Origin of the sequence: Pseudomonas serbica, assembly GCF_028823535.1 — a bacterium.
Classification (GTDB): Bacteria; Pseudomonadota; Gammaproteobacteria; order Pseudomonadales; family Pseudomonadaceae; genus Aquipseudomonas; species Aquipseudomonas serbica.
Map to the genome: position 1 here is coordinate 1 of NZ_JAQIYM010000003.1, position 26,491 is coordinate 26,491.

At 60.7% G+C, this 26,491-nt stretch carries 23 protein-coding genes; 8 read left to right on the top strand and 15 right to left on the bottom strand.

Annotation, left to right across the window (positions count from 1 at the left end; genetic code table 11):
• Positions 1 to 203 precede the first annotated feature (203 nt).
• Complete coding sequence (locus NQL71_RS04915) at positions 204 to 1,688, top strand: APC family permease (protein ID WP_274642348.1); 1,485 nt, start codon at positions 204 to 206, stop codon at positions 1,686 to 1,688.
• Positions 1,689 to 1,883: 195 nt separating this feature from the next.
• Here the strand turns inward: NQL71_RS04915 and NQL71_RS04920 are convergent, their stop codons facing one another.
• Positions 1,884 to 2,069, bottom strand: a complete 186-nt coding sequence (locus tag NQL71_RS04920; protein WP_008057830.1) for a hypothetical protein — start codon at positions 2,067 to 2,069, stop codon at positions 1,884 to 1,886.
• 414 nt (positions 2,070 to 2,483) lie between these two features.
• Here NQL71_RS04920 and NQL71_RS04925 point away from each other — a divergent pair, with 414 nt between their 5' ends.
• Positions 2,484 to 4,109 carry a glucan biosynthesis protein D gene (locus NQL71_RS04925; protein ID WP_248687445.1) on the top strand — a complete coding sequence of 542 codons (1,626 nt, stop codon included), beginning with the start codon at positions 2,484 to 2,486 and terminating at the stop codon, positions 4,107 to 4,109.
• A 51-nt stretch (positions 4,110 to 4,160) separates the two neighbouring features.
• On the opposite strand, the gene NQL71_RS04930 is transcribed toward NQL71_RS04925, so the two are convergent.
• From NQL71_RS04930 to NQL71_RS04940, 3 genes are all read right to left on the bottom strand, one after another.
• On the bottom strand, positions 4,161 to 5,267 hold the full coding sequence (locus tag NQL71_RS04930; RefSeq protein ID WP_046820349.1) for an NADH:flavin oxidoreductase/NADH oxidase: 1,107 nt from the start codon (positions 5,265 to 5,267) through the stop codon (positions 4,161 to 4,163).
• 267 nt (positions 5,268 to 5,534) lie between these two features.
• Entirely contained in the window at positions 5,535 to 7,244 is a 1,710-nt protein-coding gene (recJ, locus tag NQL71_RS04935) for a single-stranded-DNA-specific exonuclease RecJ (RefSeq protein ID WP_274642349.1), read from the bottom strand.
• Positions 7,245 to 7,301: 57 nt separating this feature from the next.
• Complete coding sequence (locus NQL71_RS04940) at positions 7,302 to 7,844, bottom strand: YaeQ family protein (protein ID WP_008057823.1); 543 nt, start codon at positions 7,842 to 7,844, stop codon at positions 7,302 to 7,304.
• Between the two features lie 147 nt (positions 7,845 to 7,991).
• Here NQL71_RS04940 and NQL71_RS04945 point away from each other — a divergent pair, with 147 nt between their 5' ends.
• On the top strand, positions 7,992 to 9,191 hold the full coding sequence (locus NQL71_RS04945; protein WP_077182516.1) for a CaiB/BaiF CoA transferase family protein: 1,200 nt from the start codon (positions 7,992 to 7,994) through the stop codon (positions 9,189 to 9,191).
• On the top strand, positions 9,145 to 10,113 hold the full coding sequence (locus NQL71_RS04950; protein ID WP_248687443.1) for a TIGR02285 family protein: 969 nt from the start codon (positions 9,145 to 9,147) through the stop codon (positions 10,111 to 10,113). Before NQL71_RS04945 ends, NQL71_RS04950 begins: the two co-directional genes overlap by 47 nt.
• Positions 10,114 to 10,282: 169 nt before the next feature.
• Here the strand turns inward: NQL71_RS04950 and NQL71_RS04955 are convergent, their stop codons facing one another.
• The 6 genes from NQL71_RS04955 to xerD all read right to left on the bottom strand — a co-directional run bounded on the left by NQL71_RS04955 (position 10,283) and on the right by xerD (position 17,002).
• The gene (locus NQL71_RS04955; protein ID WP_077182514.1) at positions 10,283 to 10,570 is read right to left on the bottom strand and encodes a DUF3509 domain-containing protein; all 288 of its coding nucleotides are present in this window, start codon (positions 10,568 to 10,570) and stop codon (positions 10,283 to 10,285) included.
• A gap of 161 nt (positions 10,571 to 10,731) precedes the next feature.
• Entirely contained in the window at positions 10,732 to 12,075 is a 1,344-nt protein-coding gene (locus tag NQL71_RS04960) for a transporter substrate-binding domain-containing protein (protein ID WP_274642454.1), read from the bottom strand.
• 121 nt (positions 12,076 to 12,196) lie between these two features.
• The gene (gene thrC / locus NQL71_RS04965; RefSeq protein ID WP_046820354.1) at positions 12,197 to 13,606 is read right to left on the bottom strand and encodes a threonine synthase; all 1,410 of its coding nucleotides are present in this window, start codon (positions 13,604 to 13,606) and stop codon (positions 12,197 to 12,199) included.
• A gap of 66 nt (positions 13,607 to 13,672) precedes the next feature.
• Positions 13,673 to 14,977 (bottom strand): homoserine dehydrogenase, encoded by a 1,305-nt coding sequence (locus NQL71_RS04970; protein WP_046820355.1) that lies wholly within the window; start codon positions 14,975 to 14,977, stop codon positions 13,673 to 13,675.
• A 133-nt stretch (positions 14,978 to 15,110) separates the two neighbouring features.
• A complete protein-coding gene (gene dsbC, locus NQL71_RS04975; RefSeq protein ID WP_046820356.1) occupies positions 15,111 to 15,842 on the bottom strand; it encodes a bifunctional protein-disulfide isomerase/oxidoreductase DsbC in 732 nt (243 codons plus the stop codon).
• A gap of 263 nt (positions 15,843 to 16,105) precedes the next feature.
• Positions 16,106 to 17,002, bottom strand: a complete 897-nt coding sequence (gene xerD / locus NQL71_RS04980; RefSeq protein WP_046820357.1) for a site-specific tyrosine recombinase XerD — start codon at positions 17,000 to 17,002, stop codon at positions 16,106 to 16,108.
• Positions 17,003 to 17,108: 106 nt separating this feature from the next.
• Here xerD and NQL71_RS04985 point away from each other — a divergent pair, with 106 nt between their 5' ends.
• Entirely contained in the window at positions 17,109 to 18,920 is a 1,812-nt protein-coding gene (locus NQL71_RS04985; protein ID WP_077182512.1) for a cation:proton antiporter, read from the top strand.
• A gap of 179 nt (positions 18,921 to 19,099) precedes the next feature.
• Here NQL71_RS04985 and rplS read toward each other — a convergent pair whose 3' ends face one another.
• The 5 genes from rplS to ffh form a co-directional block, all read right to left on the bottom strand.
• Positions 19,100 to 19,450: a 50S ribosomal protein L19 gene (gene rplS / locus NQL71_RS04990; protein WP_003175895.1), complete on the bottom strand. Its 351-nt coding sequence runs from the start codon at positions 19,448 to 19,450 to the stop codon at positions 19,100 to 19,102.
• Between the two features lie 45 nt (positions 19,451 to 19,495).
• Positions 19,496 to 20,248, bottom strand: coding sequence for a tRNA (guanosine(37)-N1)-methyltransferase TrmD (gene trmD, locus NQL71_RS04995; protein ID WP_046820359.1), 753 nt, complete (start codon positions 20,246 to 20,248; stop codon positions 19,496 to 19,498).
• Between the two features lie 2 nt (positions 20,249 to 20,250).
• Positions 20,251 to 20,787, bottom strand: a complete 537-nt coding sequence (rimM, locus tag NQL71_RS05000) for a ribosome maturation factor RimM (protein WP_046820360.1) — start codon at positions 20,785 to 20,787, stop codon at positions 20,251 to 20,253.
• Between the two features lie 5 nt (positions 20,788 to 20,792).
• The gene (rpsP, locus tag NQL71_RS05005; protein WP_003198088.1) at positions 20,793 to 21,044 is read right to left on the bottom strand and encodes a 30S ribosomal protein S16; all 252 of its coding nucleotides are present in this window, start codon (positions 21,042 to 21,044) and stop codon (positions 20,793 to 20,795) included.
• Positions 21,045 to 21,293: 249 nt separating this feature from the next.
• Positions 21,294 to 22,670, bottom strand: a complete 1,377-nt coding sequence (gene ffh, locus NQL71_RS05010) for a signal recognition particle protein (RefSeq protein WP_046820361.1) — start codon at positions 22,668 to 22,670, stop codon at positions 21,294 to 21,296.
• A 195-nt stretch (positions 22,671 to 22,865) separates the two neighbouring features.
• Between ffh and NQL71_RS05015 the strand changes: the two genes are divergently transcribed.
• From NQL71_RS05015 to NQL71_RS05025, 3 genes are all read left to right on the top strand, one after another.
• Complete coding sequence (locus tag NQL71_RS05015; RefSeq protein ID WP_046820362.1) at positions 22,866 to 23,678, top strand: cytochrome C assembly family protein; 813 nt, start codon at positions 22,866 to 22,868, stop codon at positions 23,676 to 23,678.
• 12 nt (positions 23,679 to 23,690) lie between these two features.
• Positions 23,691 to 24,935, top strand: a complete 1,245-nt coding sequence (locus NQL71_RS05020; RefSeq protein WP_046820363.1) for a transporter associated domain-containing protein — start codon at positions 23,691 to 23,693, stop codon at positions 24,933 to 24,935.
• Positions 24,936 to 25,169: 234 nt separating this feature from the next.
• Entirely contained in the window at positions 25,170 to 26,486 is a 1,317-nt protein-coding gene (locus NQL71_RS05025) for an MFS transporter (protein WP_046820364.1), read from the top strand.
• Positions 26,487 to 26,491: the final 5 nt, after the last annotated feature.

Here is a 26,491-nt window from a genome sequence, read left to right on the forward strand (position 1 = left end):
AACATCGCCAGCAGGCTGGCTCCTGTAGGAGCTGGCTTGCCAGCGATGGTGTCACCTCGGTTTCAAGGCAGGAACCGGCATTAGGCACCACCGGGCTCCAACCCAAATAAGTCATAACAATAACTACCGATCCGGGCGGCGTCTCCAAGCGCCGCCACGGTCCCGGACACCCGAAATCTGCCGATTTCACGGAGCAAACACACATGAGTGCATCACCCGATCTCTCTTCGGTCATCGCCGACAGCGATGCCGAGCAGCTGCGTAAACTGGGCTACACCTCCAACTTCAACCGCAGCATGAGCCTGTGGGAAAACTTCGCCCTGGGCTTCACCTATCTCTCTCCGGTCGTAGGGGTTTATACCCTCTTCGGCCTGTGCCTCGCCGCTGGCGGGCCGCCGATGTTCTGGGCCTACCTGCTGGTCGGTTGCGGCCAGTTGCTGGTGTGCCTGATCTTCGGTGAGGTGGTTTCGCAGTTCCCGATTTCCGGTGGCGTGTACCCATGGGCCCGTCGCCTGGTGGGCAAGCGCTGGGCGTGGATGGTCGGCTGGATCTACTCCATCGCCCTGTGCGTGACCATAGCCGCCGTTGCGGTCGGCGCCGGCCCGTACCTGGCCGCCATGCTTGGTTTTGAACCGAACAACAACACCAACATCGTCATTGCCCTGGTACTGACCCTGTTTGCCACCCTGGTCAACCTCAGCGGCACCAAGGTGTTGGCGCGCATTGCCATGTTCGGCTTCCTCTGCGAACTGGTGGGGGCGGTGATCGTCGGTGTCTACCTGCTGGTCTTCGAACGCCATCAGTCGATCAGCGTGCTGTTCAACACCTTCGACATCAGCGTCGACGGCTCGTACCTGCCGGCCTTTCTCACCGCCTCGCTGGCGGGGATGTTCCTGTACTACGGCTTCGAGGCCTGCGGCGACGTGGCCGAAGAAACCCCGAACCCGAGCAAGCAGATCCCGGTGGCCATGCGCATGACCATCTACATCGGCGGCATCGCGGCGATGTTCGCCTGCCTGGCGCTGATCCTCGCCGTGCCGGATATGCAGGCGGTGATCGATGGCACCGACAAGGACCCGGTCGGCACCATCCTCAACAACGCCTTCGGCCCGGTCGGCTCGAAAATGGTGATGGGTGTGGTGATGATTTCCTTCATCTCCTGCGTCATCAGCCTGCAAGCGGCGGCGAGTCGCCTGCTGTACTCCTACGCCCGGGACGAAATGGTCATCGGCAGCGGACTGCTGAAGAAGATTTCTCCGACAACCCAGGTTCCGGTTGCAGCGCTGTTCGTGTCCGGCGTCCTGCCGGCGCTGATCATCATCCTCGGTTTCTTCCTGCAGGATGCAGTCGCCACCATCGTCAGCTTCGCCGCCATCGGCATCTACCTGGCCTTCCAGATGATCGTACTCGCGGCGCTGTACGCCCGCCTCAAAGGCTGGAAACCCAGCGGCAAATTCACCCTCGGCGCCTGGGGCTGGCCGGTGAACATCGGCGCGCTGGTCTATGGCGTCGGCGCAATCGTCAACATGGCCTGGCCGCGGACCCCGGACGCCGCGTGGTACATCAACTACGCCATGGTCCTGAGTACCGCCATCGTCATCGGCCTGGGGTTGCTCTACATGTGGGTCGCCAAGCCGTATGACCACGGCAAGGCGCCAGCCGGGGATGCGTGGAAGGTTAGTCGATAACGGAAGTTGCCCCGGTGCCAACGGGTACCGGGGGTACCTCGAGTCTGCAACAGGCAAGCATTTCGAAACAGTTCCCGGCGTCCCGCGGATGTACAGGTGTTGAGAGTGCTGCTTCAGCGTTCCGAACGCTCTGAGGATTGGTAAGGGAGAACATCCAGCCGCGGCAGATTTGCCGCGACTGAACGTTCCATTTCTTCAAAACCGCGAAACACTGCGCATCGCATCCACCAGATAACGCATTGCAATACGGTCACTCTCCGACAACTCCCGATAGCGCTCCACCAACTTCATCTCCTCGCTATTGAGCCGACGTCTTCGCCGGCCAGTAGACAGGCACGCAAAAATTCCCAGGATTTCGGTGATGCCTTGTACTTTCGACATGGACGATGTCCTTCTCTACGTCAAAGAAAACTTCAGAAACCGCATCGCCCTACCCTTTTTTCAGCAGCCACCCTGCGGCCGCTGGAGCCCACCGGCCCGAAGGGCAGAAACCGGTCATGCCCATAGAATAGAAACTATCCGGGCGCTGAAAAGCAGTTTTTAGAGTAATTAGTCGAAAAAAGCAGAAATGCCCTCTAAATCAGAATCTGCTGTCGGAAACGTTAACCGACATCTCTTGTTTCATTGCCGCGCCACCATCACGCCATCAATCATTTTTTCTGCGTAACCGAACGGTTTAAGCTATTGGTTATCTGTTTAAAGTCAGTTGCGTTTGGCCGAAGGCATGTCCGAACCGATATTTTTGATCCAGCAGTGCCAGGAACGGCGCGGGATCGTTCACGACAGGTTGTACTTATGCATCGCAGGAATTTGCTCAAAGCCTCCATGGCCATTGCGGCCTACACCGGTTTGTCGGCCACCGGCCTGCTCGCTGCACGTGCCTGGGCAAGCAACGGCACGGCGGATGGCGAGGCTCAGGCGTTCGACTTCGAAGCGCTGAAGGTCCAGGCCAAGCAACTGGCCAGCAATCGCTACCAGGACACCAAGCAGGTGCTGCCGCCCACCCTGGCGACCATGACCCCGCAGAACTTCAATGCCATTCGCTATGACGGCAAACATTCGTTGTGGAATGACCTGAATGGTCAGCTGGATGTGCAGTTTTTCCATGTGGGCATGGGTTTCCGCCAGCCGGTACGCATGTACAGCGTCGATCCGAATACCCACATGGCCCGCGAAGTGCACTTCCGCCCTTCGCTGTTCAACTATGAAAATACGTCGGTCGATACCCAGCAGCTCAAGGGCGACCTGGGCTTTTCCGGCTTCAAGCTGTTCAAGGCGCCGGAACTGGACAAACACGACGTGGTGTCTTTCCTCGGCGCCAGCTATTTCCGTGCGGTAGACGCCACCGGCCAGTACGGCTTGTCGGCCCGCGGCCTGGCGATCGACACCTATGCGAAGAAACGCGAAGAATTCCCCGACTTCACCAAGTTCTGGTTCGAGACGCCAGGCAAGGACAGCACGCGTTTCGTGGTCTACGCCCTGCTCGACTCGCCGAGCGCCACCGGCGCCTACCGTTTTGACATCGATTGCCAGGCCGAGCGCGTGGTGATGGAGGTCGACGCCCACGTCAACGCGCGCACCGCCATCGAACAACTGGGCATCGCGCCGATGACCAGCATGTTCAGCTGCGGCACCCACGAGCGGCGCATGTGCGACACCATTCACCCGCAGATCCACGACTCCGATCGCCTGGCGATGTGGCGTGGCAACGGCGAGTGGATCTGCCGCCCGCTGAACAACCCGGCGACCCTGCAATTCAACGCCTTCACCGACAAGGACCCGAAAGGTTTCGGCCTGGTGCAGACCGACCACGAGTTCGCCAGCTACCAGGACACTGTCGACTGGTACAGCCGACGCCCGAGCCTGTGGGTCGAACCGACGACCGCGTGGGGCGAAGGCTCTATCGATCTGCTGGAAATTCCTACCACCGGCGAGACCCTCGATAACATCGTTGCCTTCTGGACTCCGAAAAAACCGGTCGCCGCTGGCGATTCGCTGAACTACGGCTACAAACTCTACTGGAGCGCCCTGCCGCCCGTCGGCACACCGCTGGCACGGGTCAATGCGACCCGGTCGGGCATGGGCGGTTTCACCGAAGGCTGGGCGCCGGGCGAGCATTATCCGGAGGTCTGGGCCCGTCGTTTTGCCGTGGACTTCAACGGCGGCGGCCTGGATCGCCTACCCCCGGGCACCGGCATCGAACCGGTGGTCACCTGTTCGAACGGCCAGGTGAAGGACTTCAACGTGCTGGTGCTCGATGACATCAAGGGCTACCGCATCACCTTTGACTGGTACCCGACCAACGACAGTGTCGAGCCGGTGGAGCTGCGGCTGTTCATCCGCAGCAATGACCGCACGCTGAGTGAAACCTGGTTGTACCAGTACTTCCCGCCAGCGCCGGACAAGCGCAAATACAGCTGACGAAAACAAAGCCCCGGCCAAATCGACCGGGGCTTTTGTTTGCAGCCTCACTCAATCACGCAAATCCGACTCGTGAATCGGTTGGTCTCGATGGGTCGCGCGGTGGTACTGCGCTGGCCATATGGCCTTGCGCCCGCCCAGGTCATCGTCGGCATGCAGCGCCCAATAGGGGTCACGCAACAGCTCACGAGCGAGGAAGATGATGTCGGCCTGACAGGTGCGCAGGATATGCTCGGCCTGTGCCGGTTCGGTGATCATGCCTACAGTGCCGGTGGCGATGCCTGACTCCTTGCGTACACGTTCTGCGAAACGGGTCTGATAACCCGGGCCTGTGGGGATTTCCGCGTTGACCGCCGTGCCGCCTGACGACACATCGATCAGGTCCACGCCGAGGCTTTTCAAGCGTCGCGCCAGCTCGACGGTTTCATCAGGATTCCAGCCATCCTCCACCCAGTCGGTGGCGGACACCCGCACAAACAACGGCAATTCTTCCGGCCACACCGCCCGCACCGCTTCGGTTACCTGCAACACCAGGCGAATACGATTTTCGAACGAGCCGCCGTACTGGTCACGCCGCTGATTACTCAGGGGCGACAGAAACTGGTGCAACAGGTAGCCATGGGCCGCATGCACTTCGACCACCTTGAAACCAGCGGTCAACGCGCGTTTCGCCGCCTCGACAAAGGCCTGAATGACCTCGGCGATCTGGCCTTCGTCGAGCTGTATGGGTTGTGTGTGCTGGGGGTCGAAGGCGATCGGTGACGGGCCGACCGGCTGCCAGCCACCCTCGTCGACTTTTACGCTGCCATGCTTGCCGAGCCAGGGTCTATAGGTACTGGCCTTGCGTCCGGCATGGGCCAGCTGGATGCCGGCGACGGCGCCCTGGGCGGCAATGAAGCGAGTGATGCGTTGCAGCGGTTCGATCTGTTCATCGTTCCACAGGCCAAGGTCCTGGTCTGTGATACGCCCGTCGGCCGTGACCGCCGTGGCTTCGGTAAATACCAGTCCGGCGCCCCCGACAGCGCGGCTGCCGAGGTGGACCAGGTGCCAGTCATTGGCCAGGCCATCGACGCTCGAATACTGGCACATCGGCGACACCGCGATGCGGTTGAGCAGGGTCAATTGACGAAGGGTGTAGGGTTCAAGCAGCAGACTCATGGGGCACCTCTCAAATCAGTGGTCAGGCTCCAGGGTTCTGTTTGAATAGTCGACGAGTGACAGGAAAAGGATGCAGCACCCGCCCCCGCGGGCAAAAAATTGACGAGACGTCACAAGGATAATCAAGCAGTGCTTAGAGCCTAGTCGACATCGGGGGATGAGGGAGGGTTCATCGAGATTCGGTGTCGGAAAGATCGCTTTTGCGAGCAGGCTCGCCCCCACAGGGTTCGCGCAAATCCTGTGGGAGCGAGCCTGCTCGCGAAAGGGTCAACGCGGTTCGATGTGGGCAATCATCAGTTGCACCGTCTCATTGCCGCGAAACTCGTTAACGTCGAGTTTATAGGCCAACTCCACCCACTTGATGGTCGGGTTCGGCCAGACCTCACGGTCGATGCCGAAGGCAATGCCGTCGAGCTTGACCGAGCCGCACTCGCTGCGCAGCACCACCTTGAGGTGCCGCTCGCCGACCACACGCTGCTCGACCAATTGAAACACTCCATGAAACAGCGGTTCCGGGAAGTGTTGCCCCCAAGGGCCGGCATGGCGCAAGGCACGGGCCAGTTCCAGGTGGAACTCCTCGACCGCCAGGGTGCCGTCCGACAACAGGCGCCCGGTCAGGTCTTCGTCGCGTAATTGACGACGAACCTCGGCATCGAAGGCTTCGGCGAACAACGGAAAATTCGCCTCCGGCAGCGTCAGGCCGGCGGCCATGGCATGGCCACCGTATTTGGTGATCAGGTTCGGATGCTGCGCCGCCACCACGCTCAGGGCGTCGCGAATATGAAAGCCCTGGACCGAACGTCCCGACCCCTTGAGCAAGCCCTCGCCGGCATCGGCAAAGGCAATGGTCGGCCGGAAATAACGCTCTTTCATGCGCGAGGCGAGGATACCGATGACCCCTTGGTGCCATTCGGGATCGAACAGGCACAAGCCAAATGGCATCGATTCCACCGGCAAATCCTTGAGCTGGGCCAGCGCTTCACGCTGCATGCCCTGCTCGATGGATTTACGGTCCTGGTTCATCCCGTCCAGCTGCGCCGCCATCTCACGGGCCAGCGCCGCGTCGTCGGTCAGCAGGCATTCGATGCCCAGGCTCATGTCATCCAGTCGCCCGGCGGCATTGAGGCGCGGGCCGACGATAAACCCCAGGTCGGTGGAAGTGATGCGCGCATGATCACGCTTGGCCACTTCAAGAATCGCCTTGATTCCCGGCCGCGCGCGTCCGGCGCGAATCCGCTCCAGGCCCTGATGCACCAGGATGCGGTTATTGGCATCCAGCGGCACCACGTCGGCCACGCTGCCCAAAGCCACCAGATCGAGCAACTCACCGATGTTCGGCTGCGGCTTGCTGGTGTACCAGCCAAGTTCGCGCAACCGCGCACGCAAAGCCATCAACACATAGAAAATCACCCCGACACCGGCCAGCGCCTTGCTCGGGAAGGTGCAACCGGGCTGGTTCGGATTGACGATGGCATCGGCCATTGGCAGTTCGTCGCCGGGCAAATGGTGGTCGGTGACCAACACGTTGAGCCCGGCCTTTTTCGCCGCGGCCACGCCTTCGACACTGGAGATGCCGTTGTCCACGGTAATCAGCAACTGAGGCTGGCGTTCCAGGGCCACGGCGACGATTTCCGGGGTCAGGCCGTAGCCGTAGTCGAACCGGTTGGGCACCAGGTAATCGACGTGCGCCGCACCCAGCAGGCGCAAGCCCAGCGTGCCCACGGTACTGGCTGTGGCGCCGTCGGCATCGAAGTCACCGACGATCAGGATCCGCTGACGCTGTTCGAGCGCGGTCACCAGCAAATCCACCGCCGCCTCGATACCCTTGAGCTGTTGGAACGGAATCAGCCGCGCCAGGCTCTTGTCCAGTTCGGCTTCGGATAACACGCCCCGCGCGGCGTACAGCCGGGTCAACAGCGGTGGAATATCACCGAGGAATGGCAGGGTGTCGGGCAGCAGGCGAGGTTCGATGCGCATGGGGTGACAGGGGCTTCTCTTCAATACGTAGGATAAAACCGGTGAGGCCGCGGCTGATCAGCCGCGTTCGCCCAACAGCCATTGCAACTGGACTTCATGCTGGCCGCGGTCGTCGGTGACGAAAATCGTCCCTTCGCTGATCATCACGTCCCACTTGATGACGCGGGGCATGTCCTTGGCCAGGGTTTCTAGGACTTCCTGGGGAACAGCCGCGATGTTGACGTTTTTCAGGTTCTTGATCGCCGGGATCACCTTGCCTTCCCAGACCCGCAGGCTGCCGTAGGCCAGCAGGCTGGTGCGTTCGGTGCGGCGCGAGCACCAGGTCAGGCGGTCGGCATCCGGCTGGCCGACTTCGATCCAGTGCAGGACACGGTCATCCAGGCTCTTTTCCCACAGGGCCGGTTCATCCACGTCTGACAGGCCACGGCCAAACGACAGTTGTTCGTTGTACCAGAGGGCGTAGGCCAGCAGGCGTACGGTCATGCGCTCTTCGGTTTCCGAAGGGTGGCGGGCGATGGTCTGCTTGACGGACTCGTAGACACTGCGATCGAGGTCGGTGAGGTTCAGTTCAAACTTGTAGGTCGTGGACGGCTGGGCCATGAACGGGCTTCTTGATACGGGGAAAGGCGGCAAGTCTAACCGATGCAGCCACCAATCAACGAATAGAAGCAGATCTCCCTTGGGCGCCTGACAGTCGGCTATGTTAAAACTCTGTACTCGCTCAATCTTTGTCCTACAGGAACCCGCATGCCGTCTTCTGCCAAACCGCTCTCAGGTCTGAAAGTCATCGAACTGGGTACCTTGATCGCCGGCCCGTTTGCCTCGCGCATCTGCGCTGAATTCGGCGCCGATGTGGTCAAGGTCGAATCACCGGACGGCGGCGATCCATTGCGCAAATGGCGCAAGTTGTACGAAGGCACCTCGCTGTGGTGGTTCGTTCAGGCTCGCAATAAAAAGTCGCTGACGCTGAACCTCAAGCACCCGGACGGCCTGGCGATCCTGAAGAAACTGCTCAGTGAAGCAGACATCCTGATCGAGAACTTCCGCCCCGGCGTACTGGAAAAACTCGGCTTGGGCTGGGAAGTCCTGCATGCCCTGAATCCCAAGCTGGTCATGGTGCGCCTCTCGGGCTTCGGCCAGACCGGCCCGATGAAGGATCAGCCCGGGTTTGGCGCGGTCGGCGAATCCATGGGTGGTTTACGCTACATCACCGGGTTCGATGACCGGCCGCCGGTGCGCACCGGGATTTCCATCGGTGACTCGATTGCCGCACTGTGGGGCGTGATCGGTGCCCTGATGGCCCTGCGTCACCGCGAGGTCAATGGCGGTGAGGGGCAAGTGGTGGACGTGGCGCTCTACGAGGCGATCTTCGCCATGATGGAAAGTATGGTGCCGGAGTTCGACGTGTTCGGCTTCATCCGCGAGCGCACCGGCAACATCATGCCGGGCATCACGCCCTCCTCGATCCACACCAGTGCCGATGGCAAGCATGTGCAGATCGGCGCCAATGGCGATGCCATCTTCAAGCGTTTCATGCGGGTCTTAGGCCGCGAAGACCTGGCCAACGACCCGGCGCTGGCCAGTAATGACGGCCGCGACAGTCGTCGCGACGAAATTTACGGGGTCATCGATCGCTGGGTCAATTCATTGCCCCTGGACAGCGTCATCGAACGCTTGAATCAGGCTGACGTACCGGCCAGCCGGATCTTCAGCGCCGAAGACATGTTCAGCGATCCCCAGTACCTCGCCCGGGAAATGTTCCTGCAGGCCAAGCTGCCCGATGGCAAGGATTTCAAGATGCCGGGGATCGTGCCGAAACTCTCAGAGACACCCGGTGATTGTGAATGGGTCGGGCCGCAACTGGGTGAGCACAATGCCCAGGTACTCCAGGAACTTGGCTATGACGCGTCGCAGATCACACAGCTGCGCAAAGACGGAGCCATCTGAGCTCAAGCGTCTGTTTGCGCGACTCATCAAGCCCTGCCTGTTGCCGGACGGGCGGCGCTTGGCCGCGTTGACGAGCCTGTTCCTGATCATCACGCTGGCCTCGCCGGTGTCGGCGCAGCCCAAGGAGTCCCTGCTCTGGCTGAAACGCGATCTGCCGCCGCTGTTCATTTTTGACGGCCCGGAAAAAGGCCAGGGGATCATTGATCAATTTCTGCGACAACTGATTGCCGGCATGCCGCAGTACCGTCACAGCGTGATGAAGGTCAATCGTGCCCGTGGCTTGCAGATGCTTCACGAACCGTCACTCACCTGCGATGCGGCGCTGAACTGGAGCAAGGAGCGCGAAAGCTGGATCGCCTTTTCCCTGCCGGTCTTTCGCGCCATGAGCAATGGCCTGGCGATACGGCGTAACGATCGGGAAGTACTGACACCGTTCCTCAAGGATGGAGAAGTGGACCTGGCGGCCCTGTTGGCCACCGGCAACGTGACGCTGGGCATTGTTGCCGAACGCAACTATGGCGAGTATCTCGACGGTTTGCTCAAGCAGGCGCCGGGCAAGGTGCTGACCTCGCACTACGGCAACGACGCCCTGGGCAGCCTGTTGCAGATGCAGCGCCTGGGACGCCTGCAGTTGCTGTTGGGCTATCGCCCGGAAATTCGCTATCAGGCCCGGCAACAAGGCATCGCTGAGGAGGAGCTGCAGTTCTACCCGATCCGTGGCACCGGCAAATACCTGTCTGGCTACATCGGCTGCACCAATACGCCCCAGGGCCGCCAGGCGATCGTCGAGATCAATCAGCTGCTGCGCGCCCTGCCCCGGGATCACTTGAGCGAGGCATATGCCGGCTGGCTCGATTCGCAAAGTCGCAGCGACTACCTGCAAGCGGCCAAGACGTTTTTCGAGCAACAGGACGGCTACTGACAATTGCCGGGCAAAAAGAAACCCCGAGAAGTGGGGAGACGACTCGGGGTTAAACGTGGTCTTTTCAAGGACCCGTAACGGCAAGCGGCAAGCACCGGAGCACAATGCTTGATCTTGCTGTTACTAGGTCTGACGATGGGGATGCAGGAAGGTTCCCACAACCGACAATTCAATTTCGACTGGCGAGCAACTTGTCTTGTGCGGCATTGCGCAACGCCGCGATCACACAGGGCTCCAGGCGTCCTTCAGCAATCAGCACGTCGCGGTGCAACCCGTCGACAACATCCGTCAGCTGACGCTTGTCGGCCAACTGTGCCTGATTGAACGCCCGATCGACCACTATGGCGCCGATCGCATTCTTCAAGGTCACCCGGCATTCGCCATGAATCCCCGAAGGGGTCAACGTCACCTGGTACGGGCTCAGAGCCTCACCGAGCAAGAGACTGATACTTTCCATCCGATCACCACTCAATAGTCCGAAAACGAAGTGCCTGGGGCGTGTGTACAGTAAATGACCGCGGGCCCGAGTAGAAAGTTCTGAAAACCGAGTGCAGGTGAGCCTGCGCCTCTGGTCGATAGAGCATGCACGGCGAAGATGACAAGGAAAAAACAACCACATCAAGCCTGGCCGGTTCGCCGCCCGATATCGCTCCAGCCACCCAGCAAACCTCGTAGCTGGCCGTCCGCACCGTAGAAGGGCACCGTCCACTGGTAGATCGCCCGGGGGCCTGAATTGAACATCAATTGCCGCTCGCAGAAGCACGGTTTGCGCGTGCCCAGCTGGGCCATGAACTCATCATGCAAGAGTTCGGCGGTCTCTTTGGGCAACAGGTCGAGTTCGATCAATTGTCGCCCCTTGATCCGCTCGAAACGGGTCGACAGGCTCTCCTCATAACGCTTGTTGCACAGGATCAAACGCCCCTGGAGATCACGGACGAACAGCGGATCGGGCATGGCGTCGATCAATGCGTGCTGGAAAGCCAGTTGATCGCCCAGGTCCTGTTCGGCCTCCTCTCGTTGCCGGACCAAAACCGCCAGGCGGCGGCTCCAGAGCAGCGACAGCACACCGAACAGACAGGCGACCAACAAGCCCCAGCCAATCCATGGGGCTAATCGTTGCCAGGCGTTCGGAGCCGGGTTGGCGCCAGTGAGCCACTTCACACGCAGAGCGCGAAGTTCGGCGGGAGGAAAAGCCGCCAGGGCCTTGTTGAGGATGCTCAACAGTTGCGGTTGTCCTTTGCGCACCGTCAGGTAATCCGGGTCCCACTGCCCTTCCACGACTTGCCCGACCTGAAGCTGGCCGGAGGGAAAGAGTTGCGCCCCTGTTTCGCTGTCGATGGTGGCATGGGCCTCACCGCTTTCCACCAGCGCGCGAGCCTCAGCGTAGGTCTTGACCGACCGCAACTCGATGGCTGGGTAGTCACGACGAATGACCGCCTCCAGCGCATGCCGAGTCGGCAGGACCAACACGCGTTTGGCCAGCTGCTGCAACGATTCGACCTGGGGCGCCCCGGCCCGCCCGACAAACACCCAACCAGAGCCGCCAAAGGAATGACTGAAATCCAGGAACACCTTGCGCTCGTCATTCATTGCCAGCGTGGTGCTCATGTCCGCCTCACCCCGCTCCAGGCGTTCAAGCATGTGCTCGATGGAGAACGACTCGACATGGACAAAGCGCAAGCCTGTCATGGCGCTGATGCGATCCAGCATGTCCCTGTTCAGGCCGCTCCATTGGCCATGCTCATTCTTGAACAGGTACCGCGGGTAATCCAGCGACGCCACCTTCACTGGCGAGTGTTCGGCGATCCATTGCAGCTCCTTGGCATCCAGCGCGATGCGCACACCCGCGACCGCCTTCGCCGGAGCCGGATCAGCCGCGGCCATGCCACCCAATACACCACCCAGCGCACCGAGCAAAAGCAGCCAGTATGCCGCTGGCCTTGATTTTCTATAAACCGGCATTGCCACATCCTTGGTAAACAGTCCGCCCGTTCCCATGGGCGACTCCTGCTGGCAAGTGTGGCATGCACAAACAAGAAAGCCCGTCAGGAGACGGGCTTTCTTGTGTGACAAAGTTTGCCGGTTACAAAGGCTTACCGCGGTTGCCATGCTGACTGACAAAGGCCTGCACAGCCTTCAAGTCATTCGGCAATACGGTGCATCGCTCGTCTCTTTCAAACAAATCAGAAAGATGTGCAGGGAGCTCAAGGGCTTTTCCTACACCGGCTTTCTCCACGGCATCCGGGAACTTGACCGGATGGGCCGTGCCCAGGATCACCATCGGGATATCCAGGCTGCGACGGCATTCCCGGGCGGCCTTGACGCCGATCGCGGTGTGCGGATCCAGTACTTCACCGGTCTGCTCATAGACCTCGGCGATGGTTTCGCAAGTTTGCGCATCGTCCACGGCCAGCGAGTCAAACAGTTTGCGCGCTTCAGTCCAGCGCTCCTGCTCGACGCTGAAACCGCCGCCCTGCTTGAAGCTGTCCATCAGACCGGCAATCGCCGCGCCGTTGCGACCGTGCAGGTCGAACAGCAGGCGCTCGAAGTTCGAGGACACCATGATGTCCATCGACGGCGACAGCGTCGCGTGCAGGGTTTCCTTGACGTACTGGTTGCCGCTCATGAAGCGGTGCAGGATGTCGTTGCGGTTGGTGGCGACGATCAACTGGTTGATCGGCAGGCCCATGTTGCGTGCCAGGTAACCGGCGAAGATGTCGCCGAAGTTACCGGTTGGCACCGAGAACGCCACCGAGCGCGCCGGGCCGCCCAGCTGCAGGGCCGCGTGGAAGTAGTAAACGATCTGGGCCATGATCCGCGCCCAGTTGATCGAGTTGACCGCCACCAGGCGGGTGCCCTTGAGGAAACCCTGGTCGGCAAAGCTTGCCTTGACCATTTCCTGGCAGTCATCGAAGTTGCCTTCGATGGCGATGTTGTGGATGTTCTCACCGAAAATGGTGGTCATCTGCCGACGCTGCACTTCGGACACACGGTTGTGCGGGTGCAGGATGAAGATGTCGACGTTTTCGCAATGCTTGCAGCCTTCGATGGCGGCCGAACCGGTATCGCCAGACGTGGCGCCGACGATCACCACGCGCTCGCCGCGCTTTTCCAGCACGTAGTCGAGCAGGCGACCGAGCAGTTGCAGGGCGAAGTCCTTGAACGCCAGGGTCGGGCCGTGGAACAGCTCCAGCACCCACTCATTGCCATTCAACTGGCGCAGCGGCGCCACGGCATTGTGGGCGAACACGCCGTAGGTTTCTTCGAGAATCTTTTTGAAATCGGCGTCAGGAATGCTGCCGGTAACGAACGGGCGCATGACCCGGAAAGCCAGCTCGTGATACGGCAGGCCGGCCCAGGAAGCGATTTCTTCCTGAGTGAAACGTGGCAGGTTTTCCGGGACGTACAGACCGCCGTCGGTGGCAAGGCCTGCCAGCAGGACGTCTTCGAAATTCAGGGCCGGTGCCTGGCCGCGGGTACTGATGTAACGCATGACTGACTCCAATGGACAGTGTTCGCAATACCGGGCCAGCACGCTGGCCCGGTGAACGATAACGGCTTAGTTCAGGTGCTCGACACGGATCCGTACAACCGGACCGACCACGCCCGCCAGGGCTTCCAGGGCCGCGATGGCATCGTTGATGCGCTGCTCCACCACACGGTGGGTCAGCAGGATCATCGGTACCAGGCCATCGTGCTCCTCGGCTTCCTTCTGCATGATCGATTCGATGTTGATGCCACGCTCGGACAGGATGCTGGCCACCTGGGCCAGTACGCCCGGATGGTCCTTGGCCTGGATCCGCAGGTAGTACGCGCTTTCGCAGGCATCGATCGGCAGGATCGGGTGCGCCGACAGCGAATCCGGCTGGAAGGCCAGGTGCGGCACGCGGTTTTCCGGATCCGAGGTCATGGCGCGAACCACGTCCACCAGGTCGGCGATCACCGACGAAGCGGTCGGCTCCATGCCGGCACCGGCACCGTAGAACAAGGTCGAACCGGCGGCGTCGCCGTTGACCATCACCGCGTTCATCACGCCGTTGACGTTGGCGATCAGGCGATCGGCCGGGATCAGCGTCGGGTGCACGCGCAGTTCGATACCCGCCGCGGTGCTGCGCGCCACGCCCAGGTGCTTGATGCGGTAGCCCAGCGCTTCGGCGTAGTTCACATCAGCGGTGGTCAGCTTGGTGATGCCTTCGGTGTAGGCCTTGTCGAATTGCAGCGGGATACCGAATGCAATGGACGCCAGGATCGTCAGCTTGTGCGCCGCATCGATGCCTTCGACGTCGAAGGTCGGGTCGGCTTCGGCGTAGCCCAGGGCTTGCGCTTCGGCCAACACGTCTTCGAAGGTCCGGCCTTTCTCGCGCATCTCGGTGAGAATGAAGTTGCCGGTGCCGTTGATGATGCCAGCCACCCAGTTGATGCGGTTGGCGGACAGGCCTTCACGGATCGCCTTGATCACCGGAATGCCACCGGCCACGGCCGCTTCGAACGCAACGATCACGCCCTTCTCGCGCGCCTTGGCGAAAATTTCATTCCCGTGAACGGCGATAAGCGCCTTGTTCGCGGTGACCACATGCTTGCCATTCTCGATGGCCTTGAGTACCAGCTCGCGGGCGACGGTGTAGCCGCCCATCAGCTCTATGACGATGTCGATCTCAGGGTTCGTGGCCACTTCGAAGACATCGGTGGTAATCGCAATACCGGTCGTTTGGAACTGAGGCTTTGGCGTGCGCATGGCAATTTGTGCCACTTCGATTCCACGCCCGGCACGACGAGCAATTTCCTCGGCGTTGCGCTGAAGTACGTTGAAGGTACCGCCACCGACGGTCCCTAACCCACAGATGCCTACTTTGACCGGTTTCACTGTGAACTCCCCATAAAACGGCCGACTCGAGGCCGGCCGTGAAAACAACCGCAAGTTCGCGGCTCTCTATTGATGGCCCGGCTGGAACTGCCGCCGGGCCACGCTCGTCAACGGCTGACCGTGACGATACGAATTACTTGGCACTGAGCGCCAGTTTGGCGACTTGTGGCGCCGGCTGGTAGCCCGGAATGACCTGACCGTCGGCCAATACGATGGCCGGCGTGCCGTTCACGCCAATCGACTGGCCGAGGGCAAACTGCTTGGACACCGGGTTATCGCACTTGGCGGCCTTGATTTCCTTGCCGTCGACCATCTTGTCCATGGCCGCTTTCTTGTCTTTCGAGCACCAGACCGCCTGCAATTGCTCGTCACCTGGCGAACCCAAGCCCTGGCGCGGGAACGCTACGTAACGCACTTCGATGCCGCGCTTGTTCAGCTCAGGCACTTCGGCGTGCAGTTTATGGCAGTACGGGCAGGTGGTGTCGGTGAACACGGTGATGTGCGACTTGGTTTCGCCGATGGCCGGATACACCACGGTTTCCGCGACAGGAATGGCGTTGACCAGTTTGGAAACGCCCAGGCGCTCGGTCTTCTCGGTCAGGTTGACCGGTTTGCCGTCCTTGAGCTGGAACATGTAGCCCTGGACCACGTACTGGCCGTCGGCGCTGGCGTAGAGCACGCGGCTGCCTTGCAACTTGACTTCATACAGACCAGGCAGGGGACTGGCGGAGATGCTTTCTACCGGTACTTCCAGCTGGAGGTTTTCCAGGCTTTTACGAATCGCTTTATCGGCCGCGTCATCGGCGACGGCAAAGGTGCTGACCAACGCAATGGCGGCGGCGGCGAAAATCTGGATCAGACGCATGAGAACTCCTGAAGGCGGACAAATGGGACGCTCGGAATGCCGGGCCGAAACACCGGGTCATAAACGCCCATCGTGCAAACCGGGAAAGCCTACCACATAAGGTCCGTGTGGCCGAATGCGCCTGTCGCAAGAGATTGCACCTGCCAAATCCGTGTGGGAGCGGGCTTGCTCGCGAAAGCGGTGTGTCATTCAACATGGATGGCGGCTGATACACCGCCTTCGCGAGCAAGCCCGCTCCCACATAAAGCAGATCGCAGACATCGTTAGCCGCGCGGGTGGTGTTTGGCGTGCAGATCCTGCAATCGAGCCCGGGCGACATGGGTGTAGATCTGGGTGGTGGAAAGGTCACTGTGCCCCAGCAACATCTGCACCACCCGCAAATCCGCGCCGTGGTTGAGCAGGTGCGTGGCGAACGCGTGGCGCAAGGTGTGCGGCGACAGCGACTTGCCGATCCCGGCGACCTTGGCCTGGTGCTTGATCCGGTGCCAGAACGTCTGGCGGGTCATCTGCTCGCCGCGCTGGCTGGGGAACAACACATCGCTGGGCCGTCCGCCCAGCAACTCGCCGCGACCATCGCGCAGATAGCGTTCGACCCAGACGATCGCCTCCTCGCCCATCGGCACCAGCCGCTCCTTGCTGCCCTTGCCCATCACCCGCAGCACGCCCTGGCGCAGGTTGACCTGCTCCAGCGTCAGGCTGATCAGCTCCGTCACCCGCAGGCCACAGGCATAAAGCACTTCGAGCATGGCGCGGTCGCGCTGGCCGATGGCCTCGCTTAGATCCGGCGCCTTGAGCAAGGCTTCGACGTCAGCTTCCGACAGGGATTTGGGCAAAGGCCTACCCAACTGCGGCATGTCCACGCGCAAGGTCGGATCGACGGCGATCAGCTTTTCCCGCAGCAGATAGCGATAAAAGCCACGCACACCCGAGAGAAATCGCGCCGTGGAACGGGGTTTGTAGTTTTGCTCCAGACGCCAGGCCAGGTGATCGAGGATCAACTCGCGTCCGGCATTGATCAATTCCAGGCCTTTCTCCTGCAGCCAGCCGTTGAACAGGGCCAGGTCGCTGCGATAAGCATCGCGGGTGTTGTCGGAAAGACCTTTCTCCAGCCACAGCGCGTCGAGGAATTGGTCTATCAGGGGATGATCGATAGCAGGCATGATCGCTCTGGACACGCCGTCTAGAGACGGCGTGCGAAAAAAGGGTGAACGGAATAAACGGCCGCTAGTCTTTCATAGCCGGCTACTTCAAGGAACAGGAGCTTCAATGAACGAACAGCAGATTCTGTTGGCGATTGGCGGTATCGGAGCTGCGGCCCTGGGTTGTCAGTGGTTGGCGTGGCGCCTGAAATTGCCGGCGATCCTCTTCCTGTTGCTGACCGGGATTCTGGTCGGGCCGATCCTGGGATGGCTCGACCCGCAAGTGATGTTCGGACCGCTGCTGATGCCGCTGGTTTCGCTGGCAGTGGCGCTGATCCTGTTTGAAGGCAGCCTGACCCTGCACCTGTCGGAATGGCGCGAGATCGGCAGCGTCGTGCATCGACTGGTCACCCTCGGCGCGCTCTCGACCTGGGTGGTGATTGCGGTCGCGACCCATTACCTGCTGGATTTTGACTGGCTGCTCGCCATTCTCTTCGGCAGCCTGACGCTGGTCACCGGCCCTACGGTGATCGTGCCGATGTTGCGCGTGGTGCGACCAAAAGCCTCGATTGCCAACATCCTGCGCTGGGAAGGCATTGTCATCGACCCGATTGGCGCCCTGCTCGCCGTGGTGGTGTACAGCTTCATCATCGCCAGCGCGGCGGGTGAAGGCCTGAGCCATAGCCTGCTGACCTTCGGCGGCGTGATTCTGTGTGGCAGCGTGTTCGGGATAGCCGGTGGCTGGGTGCTCGGCATGATTATCCGGCGTCAGTGGCTGCCGGAGTACCTGCACAACCTGGCCGCACTGGCCTCGGTGCTGGGGATTTTCATTGCCGCCAACGCAGTGATGCACGAATCCGGGCTGTTGGCCGTGACCTTGATGGGCATGTGGCTGGCCAACATGAAGGGCGTGGACGTCCGGCACATCCTGCACTTCAAGGAAAACCTCAGCGTGCTGCTCATTTCCGGGCTGTTCATCTTGCTGGCGGCGCGCCTCGACCTGAACGCCATGATCGGACTCGGGCCGCTGGTGTTGATCCTGTTGCTGATCATCCAGCTCATTGCCCGCCCCCTGAACGTGATGCTCTCCACCTTCGGCTCGACTTTGAGCTGGCGCGAACGGGCGCTGCTATCGTGGATAGCCCCTCGCGGGATCGTCGCAGCGGCCGTGTCGGCGATTTTCGCGATTCGCCTGGATGAGGCCGGCCATCAGGGTGCCTTGCTGCTTGTGCCCCTGACTTTCGCTGTGATCATTGGCACCGTGGTGCTGCAAAGCGCCACGGCACGGCCATTGGCGCGCTTGCTGAAAGTCGCCGAACCGGCGCCCAGCGGCTTCCTCATCGTCGGTGCCAACGCTCCGGCGCGAACCCTGGGCAAGGCCTTGCAGCAACTGGGCAGTCGCGTGCTGCTGACAGACTCGAGCTGGGAAAACATCCGCGCGGCGCGCATGGAGGGCTTGCCGACGTACTTCGGCAATCCGGCATCGCAGCATGCCGACGCGCACCTGGACCTGGTCGGGCTGGGGCATTTGCTGACGCTGTCGCCGTCCGGCGAACTGAACACGCTGGCGTCGATGCGCTTTCGTCATGACTTTGGTCATCAACGCCTGTTCGGGCTCGCCAGCGGCCAGGAGAGCCGCCGCACCGACAAGCATCGCGCCAGCCATGAGCATCGCGGGCGTTTACTGGGCGATGAGGAACTGACCTACGTCAAGCTGGCCAATCAGCTGCATCAGGGGGCCGAGCTGTACAGCACGCACCTGACCGATGGATTTGGCTGGGAGGATTATCAGGCATTGCATGGCGAGCGGGCGACGCTGCTGTTTGCGCGGGATGACAGTGGCTGGGTGCATGTGGTGACACCGGACAGTGCGCTCAAGCCTGCGGCGGGGTGGACGTTGTTGGCGTTGATTCAGCCTGAGGTCAGCGCCGCTGCGTAAATCGAATCGCGAGCAGGCTCGCTCCCACAGGGGATCCAATCGCACTCACAGATCCACTGTGGGAGCGAGCCTGCTCGCGATGGCCGTGTCTCGGTTGCAGGTCAGGCCGCGAACCGGAGAAATCGCAGGCAACAAAAAAGCAGCCCGTAGGCTGCTTTTTTCTGCATCGGAAGCTGGACTTAAGCCAGTTTTTCTTTGATGCGAGCTGCTTTACCCGACAGGTCACGCAGGTAGTACAGCTTGGCTTTACGTACGTCACCGCGACGCTTGACAGCCATGCTGTCGATTTGCGGGGAGTAGGTCTGGAAAGTACGCTCTACGCCAACACCGTTGGAGATCTTACGCACGGTGAATGCACTGTTTACGCCGCGGTTACGCTTGGCGATTACAACGCCTTCGAACGCTTGCAGACGCGAACGGTCGCCTTCCTTCACTTTCACCTGAACGACAATGGTGTCGCCCGGGGCAAAGGTAGGGATCTCTTTGGTCATCTGCTCTGCTTCGAGTGCAAGGATGATTTTGTTAGTCATGCTGTGCTCCTAAGGTAAATCGTCGGATCTACCATCGATACGTTGTTAACTATCGTCCCGCTCGCGGATGTATTCCTCGAGCAGCTTCTTCTCTTCTCCAGAAAGCGAGCGGCTTTCCAGAAGATCGGCGCGTCGTTCATAGGTCCGACCAAGGGACTGCTGTAAACGCCAACGCCGGATGTGCGCGTGATTGCCACTTAGCAATACGTCGGGAACACGCTGATCCGCATACACCTCCGGTCGGGTGTAGTGCGGGCAATCCAGCAAACCATCCGTAAAGGAATCTTCCTCGGCGGAGTCCGCATGCCCTAAAGCTCCAGGCAGCAGTCGTGTAACCGCATCGATCAGGACCATCGCCGGCAGCTCGCCGCCAGACAGTACATAGTCGCCAATCGACCACTCTTCATCGACATGAGCATCAATAAAACGCTCGTCAATGCCTTCATAGCGGCCGGCAATCAGGATCAATGCATCCAGATTCGCCAACTCGCGTACCGCCGACTGAGTCAGTTGACGGCCTTGGGGGGACAGGTAAATCACCTTCGCACCCTCCCCGGCGACTGCCTTGGCCTGAACCAGAGCATCTTCCAGGGGCTTGATCTTCATCACCATGCCCGGACCACCGCCAAAAGGGCGATCATCCACAGTGTGATGTCGATCCGTCGTGTAGTCTCGCGGATTCCAACAGGTGAGCTGCAACAGCCCCTGTTTCACCGCCCGACTGGTGATGCCGTACTCGCTGATGGCGGAGAACATCTCGGGAAACAAACTGATCACTTCTACGCGCAAATTAGCCACGCTTAGAAGTCCGCATCCCAATCCACCTTCATCTCGCCTGCGACCAGGTCGACGGCCAACACGCATTGCTCGGTATAGGGCAACAGGCGTTCGCGATCATCCAGGCTGCCAGCGCAAGGCTTGACCACCATTACATCATTCGAGCCAGTCTCCAGCAGGTGATCGATCTTCCCGAACAATTGCCCGAGGGTGTCGATGACCTTGAGACCTTCCAGCTGGTACCAGTAGTACTCGCCGTCGGTCAGTTCAGGGAACAGGTTGCGTGGCACGCAGATCTCATAACCGGCCAGAAGACGAGCTTCTTCACGATCATCGAGACCCTTGAGCTTTGCGACCAGGAACTTGTCGTTCCCGCGTCCGCTGACCAGCTCTACCTGCTTTACATTGCCGTCACGCTTGAGCGTCCAGGTTTTGTATTCCAGCAGGTTCTTAATCGGATCAGTAAAGGAGTACACCTTCACTTCGCCGCGAACGCCGTGAACCGAGTAAATCTTGCCGATAACGATCAAATCATCAGCAACAGCTGGCGTCGCGTTCATATTGCTCAGGCCGCAGCCTTAGCAGATTCCTTCAACAACTGAGCAACGCGCTCAGAAGGTTGTGCACCAACGCTCAGCCAGTAGGCTACGCGCTCTTGGTTCACGGACAGACGAACTTCTTGACCACGAGCAACAGGGTTGAAGAAGCCAACCTGTTCCTTGTGCGAACCGTCGCGCGGGTTGCGGCTGTCGGTTACGGTCAAGTGGTAAAACGGGCGCTTTTTGGAGCCGCCAAGGGCAAGACGGATTGTTAGCATGTGAACATCGTTCCTGTAGTCGGTGCTGCAAATCTAAAGGCACAGCGGGCATAGGTGCCCGAAAGGCCGCATATTCTAAGGAATATCCGGACTTTTGCAAATGACTTTTTCCGGCGGCCTATCGGACGCCATCCAGATTTGCTATAGAGCCGTCGTTGATAACGGCCGGTCAGCTCCCGCCAAGTGCGGGTTTGCTGTGAATCCCACTTCCCTGTGGGCTGCGCCAGAGCAAGCTCCAGCGCGAATTCTTTACATCTTCGGCATGCCGCCGCCGGGCAACATACCGCCCATGCCGCGCATCATCTTGGCCATTCCGCCTTTCGCGGAGAATTTCTTCATCATCTTTTGCATCTGCTTGTGCTGCTTGATCAAGCGACCGATGTCCTGCACCTGGGTGCCGGAGCCCATGGCGATACGGCGCTTGCGCGAACCGCTGATCAGCTCAGGGTCACGGCGTTCGGCCGGCGTCATGGAATTGATGATGGCTTCCATCTGCTTGAATTGTTTTTCTGCCGCACTCTGGGCATTGCCCATCTGCGCCAGGTTTACACCGCCCATGTTCGGCAGTTTGTCCATGAGGCCGCCAAGGCCGCCCATGTTCTTCATCTGTTGCAGCTGGTCACGGAAGTCTTCGAGGTCGAAGCCCTTGCCCTTCTTCAGCTTCTTGGCCAGTTTGTCGGCCTTGTCTTTATCGAGGGTCGCTTCCGCCTGCTCGATGAGGCTGAGCACGTCGCCCATGCCGAGGATGCGCGAGGCGATACGCTCAGGGTGGAATGGGTCGAGCGCTTCGCTCTTCTCGCCCATACCGATGAACTTGATCGGCTTGCCGGTGATGGCGCGCACCGACAGGGCAGCACCGCCACGGGCATCGCCGTCGACCTTGGTCAGGATCACGCCGGTCAGTGGCAGCGCATCGCCGAAGGCCTTGGCCGTGTTGGCGGCGTCCTGGCCGGTCATGGCGTCGACCACGAACAGGGTCTCGACCGGATTGATCGCGGCATGCAGCGCCTTGATCTCGCCCATCATCTCTTCATCGATGTGCAGGCGACCGGCGGTATCGACGATGACCACGTCGATGAACTTGAGTTTTGCTTCCTTGATAGCGGCTTGCGCGATCTCGACCGGCTTCTGGCTCAGGTCGGACGGGAAGAAGGTCACGCCGACTTCACCGGCGAGCATTTCCAGCTGCTTGATCGCCGCCGGACGATAAACGTCCGCGGACACGACCATGACCGACTTCTTCTTGCGCTCTTTAAGGAAGCGCGCCAGTTTGCCGGCGGTGGTGGTCTTACCCGCACCCTGCAAACCGGCCATCAGGATGACCGCCGGCGGCACGGCGCTCAGGTTCAAGTCTTCGTTGGCCGCGCCCATCAGGCTTTCGAGTTCGGCCTGGACGATCTTCACGAAGGCCTGGCCCGGTGTCAGGCTGCGCGACACCTCGGTGCCGACAGCGCGTTCCTTGACCGAATTGACGAAGTCCTTCACCACCGGCAGGGCGACGTCGGCTTCGAGCAACGCCATGCGCACTTCGCGCAGGGTGTCTTTGATGTTGTCTTCGGTCAGCTTGGCCTTGCCGGTGACATGGCGCAGCGTCTGCGAGAGACGGTCGGTTAAGTTTTCAAACATTGCGCGATCCTTTCAGGCCCTGTGTAGACCGGGATAATGGCGGCCCAGACCGGACTAAACGTGTGCTCGGCGAGCCTGCGGCGTGGGCAGGTCGCGGATTATAGCGAAGACTGCGTCTGGCGGACACCTCGCACTTTCGTGTCGCGTGGGTTCTATGCCAAACTCAGCGCCTTTCGGGCTTGCCTAACAGGACTTATGCTCCCCTTGTCACCCAGTTTGCTTACCACCCTCGCCGCCGCCTGCTTGTATGCCGCTGCGACTATCTATCAAGGCACTCGCCTGGCCACCGGCGCCAAGGCCAACAAGCGCCTGCTGGTTACGCTCGGCGTGCTTGCGGTGCTGGCCCACAGCGCCAGCCTGGTGACCCACCTGCTGACCCCGATTGGCCTGGGCCTGGACTTTTTCAGTGCCGCCAGCCTGATTGCCGCTGCAGTCATCGCCTTGACCCTGCTGGCCTGCTCACGAATACCGGTGGAGAACCTGCTGGTCCTGCTGTTCCCCCTGGGCGCATTGACCGTGCTGCTGGCGCAGTTTGCTCCCGCGGGCACCGTGCAGATCATCGACGAAGAACCCGGCATTCTTGCCCACATCCTGTTGTCGATCCTCTCCTACGGCATGTTCACCATTGCCGTGTTCCAGTCGCTGCTGCTGTTGCTTCAGGATCACCAGCTCAAGCACAAGCACCCGTCCGGGCTGATCAAGAACTTCCCGCCGCTGCAAACCATGGAAAGCCTGCTGTTCGGCTTCCTCTGGGCCGGCTGGACGCTGTTGTCGCTATCACTGATCTCCGGCTGGCTGTTTGTCGAAAACCTGTTCGCCCAGCACCTGGTGCACAAGACCTTGCTGGCCTGCCTGGCCTGGATCGTCTTCAGCGTGCTGCTTTGGGGCCGTAACCGCCTTGGCTGGCGCGGTCACAAGGCCATCCGCTGGACCCTGGCCGGCTTCTGCCTGCTGATGCTGGCGTATTTCGGCAGCAAGCTGGTTCGCGAATACATCCTGCACATCTGACGGGCGGCATTAATGGACGACTTGCCCATAGGGCCGATGCTTGCAGTAGTAGCCTTGCTGATTTTATGGTCAGGCCTGTTTACTGCCATAGAAGCCGCGCAGCAGCATTTGCTGGCCCAGCGCACAGCCTCGCGTGCAAGCGACAAGCCGCTGGCCCGGTTGAGTTTCCCCCTCGTCAGCCTGATTTTTTGCAATACCTTGTGCCGCGCCCTGGTACTGGTCATTTCTACCCTGCTGGCGATTTTCACCTGGGCCGAAAACGGCCCGTGGCTGGCCTGTCTCGGCGCGGGCGCCCTTCTGCTGGTTCTCGCCGACTACCTGCCCCGTGCCCTCGCCGTCCGCCATCCTGACGCGATCCTGGCCTTGGGCAACAACCTGCTCCGCGTGCCACTGAAGCTTATCTACCCAGCGGCGTGGCTACTCAATGCAATCAGCCAATTGCTGATACGCCCGTTCGCCCGCAAAGCCAGCGTCGTGCAACAGAGCGAAGACGACCTGGCACCGGAGCGGCACGACCATCACGAACAGGCCGTCAACCGCCCGCACCCGCTACCGGGCATCCATGCACTCGACAACATCACGGTCAATGACATCCTGGTGCCACGCAGCGAGGTTGACGGGATCAACCTCGACGACCCGATCGAAGACATCATCGAGCAACTGCGCCACAACCAGCGCACGCGCCTGCCGGTGTTTCACAGCGACATCAACCAGGTCGAAGCAGTGCTCAACACCCGGCAAATCGGCCATTTGCTCCCCGATGGCAGCCTGACCCTGGAAGCGCTGCTGGCAGCGTGTCGCGAACCCTATTTCGTCCCCGAAAGCACCCCGCTGCAACTGCAACTGCTGAACTTCCACAAGCAGCAGCGGCGCCTGGGGATGGTGGTCGACGAGTACGGCGAAGTGCTGGGCATCGTCACCCTGGAAGACATTCTCGAAGAAATCGTCGGCGAATTCGAAAGCCAGCAAAGCCTGGACAACCCGCATATCCATCCCCAGGCCGATGGACGCCTGGTGATCGACGGCGCCGCCTCGATCCGCGAGCTGAACAAGAGCCTCGGCTGGCACTTGCCCAGCGACGGCCCGAAAACCCTCAACGGCCTGGTGACCGAAGCACTGGAAACCATTCCGGACTGCCCTGTCTGCCTGAAAATCGGGCGTTATCGCCTGGAAATTCTCGAGACTGAGGACAATCGGGTGACACAGGTATTGATCTGGCATACCAGTTCTGTACCGGCTGTTGCATCAATCCAATAGCCGTTGCCCTTGTTGAATCGTTAGCCACCTTCCTATAATCGAGCCGCTTACCCAAGCCTCGCCGCCCCGTGCTTACCCTGCACACCGCCAGGTCCGGCCTGACCACCAGAAACGTCCGCTACAAACCGACGCCTGCTCCTACCTGGAGCAGCGACCGCGCCTCCACCCACATCCCTGGGTAATCGACCATAATAATTCGCTCCACTGGGGCCCATGACTGTCAGGGATAACCGCATGACGACCAGCACAACCTACGACGAATCCACTCCCGCACAACCGGTGAACTCCGCCAGCCGCGTGGCCACCGCGAGCTTCATCGGCACGGCCATCGAGTTCTACGATTTCTATGTGTACGCCACCGCCGCCGCGTTGGTCATTGGCCCGGTGTTCTTTCCACAGACCTCCGGTACGGCCCAGATGCTCTCGGCCTTCCTCACGTTCGGCATCGCATTTCTTGCCCGACCCCTGGGGTCGGCGTTATTCGGCCACTTCGGCGACCGCATCGGGCGTAAATCGACCCTGGTCGCTTCACTGTTGCTGATGGGCGTGTGCACCACGCTGATCGGCGTACTCCCGGGTTACGACAGCATCGGCGCCTGGGCGCCGATCCTGCTGTGCGTGCTGCGCTTCGGCCAGGGCCTGGGACTGGGCGGCGAATGGGGCGGAGCCGCCTTGCTCGCCACGGAGAATGCGCCCAAGGGCAAGCGCGCATGGTTCGGCATGTTTCCGCAACTGGGCCCGTCCATCGGCTTTCTCGCGGCCAACGGCCTGTTCCTGACCTTGGCCATGGGGCTGGACGATGAACAGTTTCGCGCGTGGGGCTGGCGGATTCCCTTCCTGCTCAGCGCTGCGCTGGTGATGGTCGGCCTGTACGTGCGCCTCAAGCTCCACGAAACGCCGGTATTCGCCAACGCCATGGCGCGCCAGGAACGGGTGAAGATCCCGCTGGTGGAGCTGTTCAGCCAATACTGGGTACCGGTGTTACTGGGCGCCGGCTCGATGGTGGTGTGCTATGCGCTGTTCTACATCTCGACGGTGTTCTCGCTGAGTTACGGCGTGGCGACACTCGGCTACAGCCGCGAAACCTTCCTCGGCCTGCTGTGTTTCGCCGTACTGTTCATGGCCGCTGCCACACCACTGTCGGCCTTGGCCAGCGACCGTTTCGGGCGCAAACCGGTGCTGATCATTGGCGGAGTCTTGGCGATCCTGTCCGGCTTCCTGATGGAACCACTGCTGACCCAGGGATCGACCTGGGGCGTGGCGCTGTTCCTGTGCATCGAGCTGTTCCTGATGGGCGTGACCTTTGCGCCGATGGGTGCGCTGCTGCCAGAACTGTTTCCAACCCACGTGCGGTATACCGGCGCATCGGCGGCCTACAACCTGGGCGGGATCGTCGGGGCTTCGGCAGCACCGTTCTTCGCGCAGAAACTGGTGGCGATGGGGGGATTGAGTTATGTCGGCGGGTATGTGTCGGGGGCGGCGGTGCTCAGCCTGATTGCTGTGCTGTGCCTGAAGGAGACGCGAAACAACGACCTGAATCGGGTTTCTTGAAGTAA